Below are 5,661 nucleotides of genomic sequence, written 5' to 3'. Positions count from 1 at the left end.
GCGAGCACGCTCGCGCAACTTATCGGAGGGAAACGCTCTTTGAATCCGGTCAACAACTACGGAATCCGGTGGGGTGTAAGTCATACTCTCCACCGGGTTCCTCAAACTGGTAGCACCAGCGATATGTAATCATCAGATGGCGGTGGTTCGGGTCGTTAAACTAGAAGGGATGCTGATGACCCGGATCAACGGCCCGATGGCCCCCTTGGCGATGTCTTTGATGAATACACCCAGGGGAAAGATCCGATATCAGAGTGATCCAATCACGAGAATTGGAGTATCCATCTGTTGGAGGTGGCGCCGTATATCACCACCCCCGCGACCGAGACGGCTCTCGCTGACCACGGGCCCTTCTCGAGACGCCACGAAACGGGGACGCTCACAGACTGGAGCGCCGAACACGTCGACGAAGGGAATTGAGGCCTTGTGTAACACATGCTGCCTTCTCCAGCGTCATCGTCGAGGGGATCGATCTTGCGAGTATCCATCATCCCGACCTCTGCCGGGCGGAGGTCCGCATCCAGGGGGCGATCGACGGCTTCCACAAGGGCGACGTCGTTGCCGTGGGTCCGACGCCGCTCTCAAAGCTCAAGATCGAGGGTCACGTCGACGGGAAAGACGACACGGACAACATTCTCATCCTCCGGATTGACGACATGATTGTCCCAGCCGAAGAGCCCGCTCACTGAGCGGGTGACTACCTCCTTCTTATCTCTGAAATTCACCATGAACGGCGCCTGAAACGACCGACGTACCGAGAGGACACACCACTGGACAGTCGGATGTGAGTGCGATTTTCTACTAAGAGGCCACGAAAATAGGGATTCGGAGTTGGGGAGGGAGAATCGCATTTATACGCAGCGGGCGATTGAATAGGCGTATGTCCGTAGCAGAGTCGATCGAGACACCAGTCGAGGTTGTTGCCGAGAACATCGGTGGCATTGACTCGGCCCGTGTCTCCCTCGAGCCCGGTATCAACGTGTTGACCGGTCGCAACGCCACCAACCGCACGTCGTTTCTTCAGGCGATTATGGCCGCCCTCGGCAGCGATCGCCCCTCACTCAAAGGCGACGCCGAGGAGGGCGAAGTCGAACTTTCCTTTGGTGAGGGCCACTACCGCAGGTCGCTCTATCGCCGGAACGACACCGTCGTCTTCGACGGCGAGCCCTACCTCGAGGATGCCGAACTTGCCGACCTGTTCGCGTTCCTGCTGGAATCCAACGAGGCTCGCCGGGTCGTCAGCCGCGGCGACGACCTCCGTGAGCTAATCATGCGCCCGATCGACACCGACGAGATCCAAGCCGAGATCCGCCAACTCGAGGACGAGAAACGCGAGATCGACGACCGCCTCGACCACCTCGACGACCTCAAGAACGAACTCCCGAGTCTCGAAGAGCGCCGTGTCTCAATTGACGGCGAGATCGAGAACTTGGAGGCCGAGCTCGAGGAGGTCGAGGCTGAACTTGACGACCTCGATGCAGACGTCGAGGAGAGCCAGAGCCAAAAAGAAGGGCTCGAATCGACGTTCGCTGACCTCCGTAGTGCCCGTCGAGAGCTCGAATCCATCGAGTACGACCTCGAGACCGAACGCGAGAGCCACGCGGAACTCGAGAACGAACGCGAGCGCATCGAAACCGACCTCGCCGACCTCACCGACGAGGATGGCGACGACGAGTCGCCCGAGCGTCTCCAGGGCCGGGTTCAGGAGCTTCGCGAGCGCAAGCGCGACCTCGATACGACGCTGAACGAACTCCAGAGCGTCGTCCGGTTCAACGAAGAGCGCCTCGAAGATGGAGGCATCGACCTCGGAGACACTGTCGATGACGATACTGATGCAGTTACTGACCGGCTGCTGGCCGGCGAGGACAATGTTATCTGCTGGACGTGTGGCTCGGAGGTCGAACGCGACGCCATCGAGTCCACCCTCGAACGGCTCCAGGAGCTCCATCAGTCGAAACTCGCCGACCGGAACGCCCTCCAGGAGAAGATCGACGACCTCACGACCCGCCAGAAGGAGCTTCGCCAACGGCAGAACCGCCGCGAACGCCTCGAAGAGCGCCTCGACTCGATCGAGGACGACCTCGCGGCCCACGGCGACCGGATTGACGATCTAGAGGACGAGCGCACCGAGCAGGAAGCGCGGGTCGAGGACCTTGAGGACGACACTGAGTCGTTCGACGACACCGACTACAGCGAGGTCCTTGAAGCCCACCGCGATGCCAACGGTCTCGAGATCGAGATCGAAAACCTCGAGGACGAACGCACGGAGGTCGACGAGCGGATCGCCGAACTCGAGGCGACCATCGAGGAACGTGAGGAACTCGACGACCGGCGCGAGGAGATCACGGACGAACTCGCGGACCTCCGGACGCGGGTCGACCGGATCGAGGACGACGCCGTCGAGGCCTTTAACGAACACATGTCCTCGATCCTCTCGATTCTCGACTACGCCAACATCGACCGGATCTGGATCGAACGCCGCGAGGGGACGGTCAAGGAGGGCCGCCGGAAGGTCGAGCGGACGGCGTTCGACCTCCACGTCATCCGGTCGACGGCGGACGGAACGAGCTACGAGGACAGGATCGAGCACCTCTCGGAGAGCGAACGCGAGGTCACGGGCCTGGTGTTCGCGCTCGCGGGTTACCTCGTCCACGACGTATACGAGCAGGTTCCGTTCATGCTGCTCGACTCACTGGAGGCGATCGACTCCGACCGGATCGCCGCGCTCGTCGAGTACTTCGAGACGTATGCGGACTGTCTAATCGTCGCCTTGCTCCCCGAGGACGCGAGCGCCCTCGACGACGCCCACAACTACGTCACCGAGATTTAAGAGAAGTCCTCATTGGGTGAGTAAGCATGAGTCTCTGCTATAACTGCCGAGCCGTTTGACAGAGACGATCAGATTCTCGGTCTTCGTTGTCAGTCACCGGTGTTTCCGGCTGTTGTGGGGCAGTACAGGCACTGTTCGCACTCGAGACACTGCTCCCCTTTCTCATCGTATCGCCCGGCCAACACTGCCGCCTCGCGGTGAGGACACGGATCATCGTTCGTGGGCTTGCCACAGACTGGTGGATCAGGAGTCGCTGCGGCCAGGGTGAGAACGCGTGTTCGTGCGTCCGAACCGACCACCCCATCGAGACAGCCATGGACCGGTGTACCCGTACCGTTCAGCAACCTCCGCCATCGTCGCGTCATCCTCTTCGAGATAGTTGATCACCGTCATAACCCGCTGTGTCGGCTTCTTCCCCTCGGCCTCCGCGAGAGCCTCGGGAGGTCTTCGAAGGTTGCGGCGTCGAGTGAACTCATATCTGCAAATGAGATTTCAGCCTAAAGAATATTCAGCCAAGAGTATCAATGGTTATAGCGACTGTATCAAATTAGACTTTGCGGAACGGGAGCGGACACCGCGTCAGCTGATGGAGCTGGGTATTCGACTCCATCTTGCCTAATTATCACTTTCAAATATAATCTATGGAATTGAGAAAACGATGTCGAACGATCGCGGAAAGCGGTTCACGATTGGATACAGAAGGCTGATCTACAGCCCGGCAGTAACGCGAGTACAGATCACGTCGCGCTCGACGAGACGGTGATCCGAATCAACGGTCAACAGTTCTGACTGTACGCTGCTGTCGATCCCGAAACGAACCGATTCCTTCACGTACGGCTACTTACGTCAACTACGACGGCGTTAACACAGCAGTTCCTCCGAGAACTTCGTGAGAAACACACTGTCTCCGAAGCAGGTTTCTCGTCAACCACACCCACCATCTCGCGACTGCATTGCAATGGGCAGGGCTCCGATTTCAAACCGTCCGCCACGGAAATAGGAACACTGTCGAACGTATCTTTCGAGAGATGAAACGACGAACCTCATCGTTTAGCAATAGCTTTAACTACGTCAATCCGACGACCGCCGAAACATGGTTACTCGGCTTTGCGCGTAGTGTGGGAATATATTATTGCCAAAACAGCCACGAAAGGCTGTCTACTGGCGTATTTCTCCCGATGAGCGGAACAACGAGTTCCCTTCGACAGGAGCGACCAGCCCGCGTTTTCGCACTGATCGGTGCGCTATCAACGAGATCGGGTGCTTGACCAGCGTCGGAATATCTGGTCAACAGCCACTCTTCTGCTGATCTGGCGATTCAAGTTGTAGCATCTCCAACGTACAAAGCCGAGTAACTAAATCCGATGGTGACACTACTATTCTATTACCTCCAAAAGATATAATTGGGACCGATATGGACCTCAAGTAGAGTCCCATGAACTGGTTAGTCCAATCTATCAGGAAACCATTTGACTATTTGTATAGCATCACATCGGATGAGATTGTCCAGGACAGTCCATACGATAGTACCCGATCGGACGAAGGAATTTACTCAATCACGAATACACAATCGAGTCACAGTACGTATGCTGCCGATGAGACACGTTCTGAGGATGAAACCGCTGACCGACGTTCCAACATAGTCCAGAGTTCGGACAAGCAAAACGACGGTGACTCTGCCTCAGACACTTTACTGTGACTAGCAGGCCAGTAACTGTGTCCGATGAACCCAACTGAGAGATCCTCGCTGAACCGCTGGAGTTCTTCGAAAACTGCCTCGGTTGCATCCCGGTCGTCTCTTAAACGAAATTGGGGTCGGCGGATCCAAGCACGGCTCAAACTCGCCACCATCGTGTTCGGTTGAGCCGAGAAACCAGGAGACTGCGCTCTGTTGATTACGTATCGTTGTAGACTGCGTAGGGAGGGGTTGTACTAATGAAACTCTCCCCAAACCTCATTCAACGGCGGTTGACTTCTCTTTTTTTTCAGCAGAGCCTATTGAAGATATCGCGCACGAACGCGGTCCTGGTTCCGTGAGTTCCGCGAGATTGCACTAATGTGTGCCGCCTATAACATCAAGTAAGCTGTGAAACAGTAAATTCCACTGCCCTCTGGTGATTCAACAGAGCCCACATCGGCTAATCGGTGTCGCGCGCTTGGTGCGCTATCTAGTTGTCAGCTTTTGTCACTCCAGTCTTCCTCCGTGCTCTGGGGACTTAGCAGGCTTTCATCCCCTCAGTGCCACAGATGATAATCTGATCAGGTTCAAATCCAAGTTCAGTCGATCACAGCAGTGACCGCACGAATGCATTGAGAACATGCTGAACCGGTCTGATCTGTGCTCAGATAGTGTCGGAGGATTGGCGAAGACGGTGATCAGCACTGGATAGTCGCTGTCGGCGGCGGATCGCCGCCGACGCGACAGTGTTTCCACTCACGACCGCCGCCCCAATTCAGGGACAGCTACCGGAAGAACCGGTCGTCGAGTGGTTGGTTCGCTGGAACAGACCTGCGAACGCCAAACGCTGCCCAGACAGCGCGTAGCACCATCTCACAGAACTCCGTGAACGGCCAGTCCCAGAGGCGGCGCCCCCCACGGCGGGGCGCCGCCACGTACTTCCAGTGGAGATACCGCCAGACGTTCTGCAGCAAGAGACTCACGACGAACAGCAAGAGCCGAAGCCCAGCGTCCCGAGAACTGGTTAGAGCGAGGCTCTGCTTGGCTAACCGGTAGCTTGATTCGATGCCGAAGCGCTTGCTGTAGTGTTCTCGGGCTTCTCGTGGGGTGTCGATGAACGGCGCGTCAGCGGCGTAGCCGTGACGCGCCACCC

The 5,661-nt window shown here is 57.2% G+C and carries 1 protein-coding gene and 4 pseudogenes; 3 read left to right on the top strand and 2 right to left on the bottom strand.

Going from position 1 to position 5,661, the window contains the following annotated elements; all coding sequences use genetic code 11:
• Positions 1-446: 446 nt before the first annotated feature.
• Together LCF40_RS22735 and LCF40_RS22730 are read left to right on the top strand one after the other, a co-directional pair.
• Positions 447-689 (top strand): annotated as a pseudogene (locus LCF40_RS22735) (TrmB family transcriptional regulator); the annotation flags it as partial.
• Positions 690-880: 191 nt separating this feature from the next.
• Positions 881-2,830 (top strand): archaea-specific SMC-related protein, encoded by a 1,950-nt coding sequence (locus LCF40_RS22730; protein WP_224830406.1) that lies wholly within the window; start codon positions 881-883, stop codon positions 2,828-2,830.
• A gap of 282 nt (positions 2,831-3,112) precedes the next feature.
• On the opposite strand, the pseudogene LCF40_RS22725 reads toward LCF40_RS22730, so the two are convergent.
• A pseudogene (locus LCF40_RS22725) lies at positions 3,113-3,306 on the bottom strand (IS630 family transposase); the annotation flags it as partial.
• Positions 3,307-3,314: 8 nt separating this feature from the next.
• On the opposite strand from LCF40_RS22725, the pseudogene LCF40_RS22720 reads away from it, so the two are divergent.
• Positions 3,315-3,942: pseudogene (locus tag LCF40_RS22720) on the top strand (IS6 family transposase); the annotation flags it as partial.
• A 1,351-nt stretch (positions 3,943-5,293) separates the two neighbouring features.
• Here the strand turns inward: LCF40_RS22720 and LCF40_RS22715 are convergent.
• Positions 5,294-5,661 (bottom strand): annotated as a pseudogene (locus tag LCF40_RS22715) (ISH3 family transposase); the annotation flags it as partial.

Origin of the sequence: Saliphagus infecundisoli, assembly GCF_020177375.1 — an archaeon.
Classification (GTDB): Archaea; Halobacteriota; Halobacteria; order Halobacteriales; family Natrialbaceae; genus Saliphagus; species Saliphagus infecundisoli.
The sequence above is the reverse complement of the archived record's forward strand: the minus strand, read 5'-3'. Positions and strand labels throughout refer to the sequence as shown.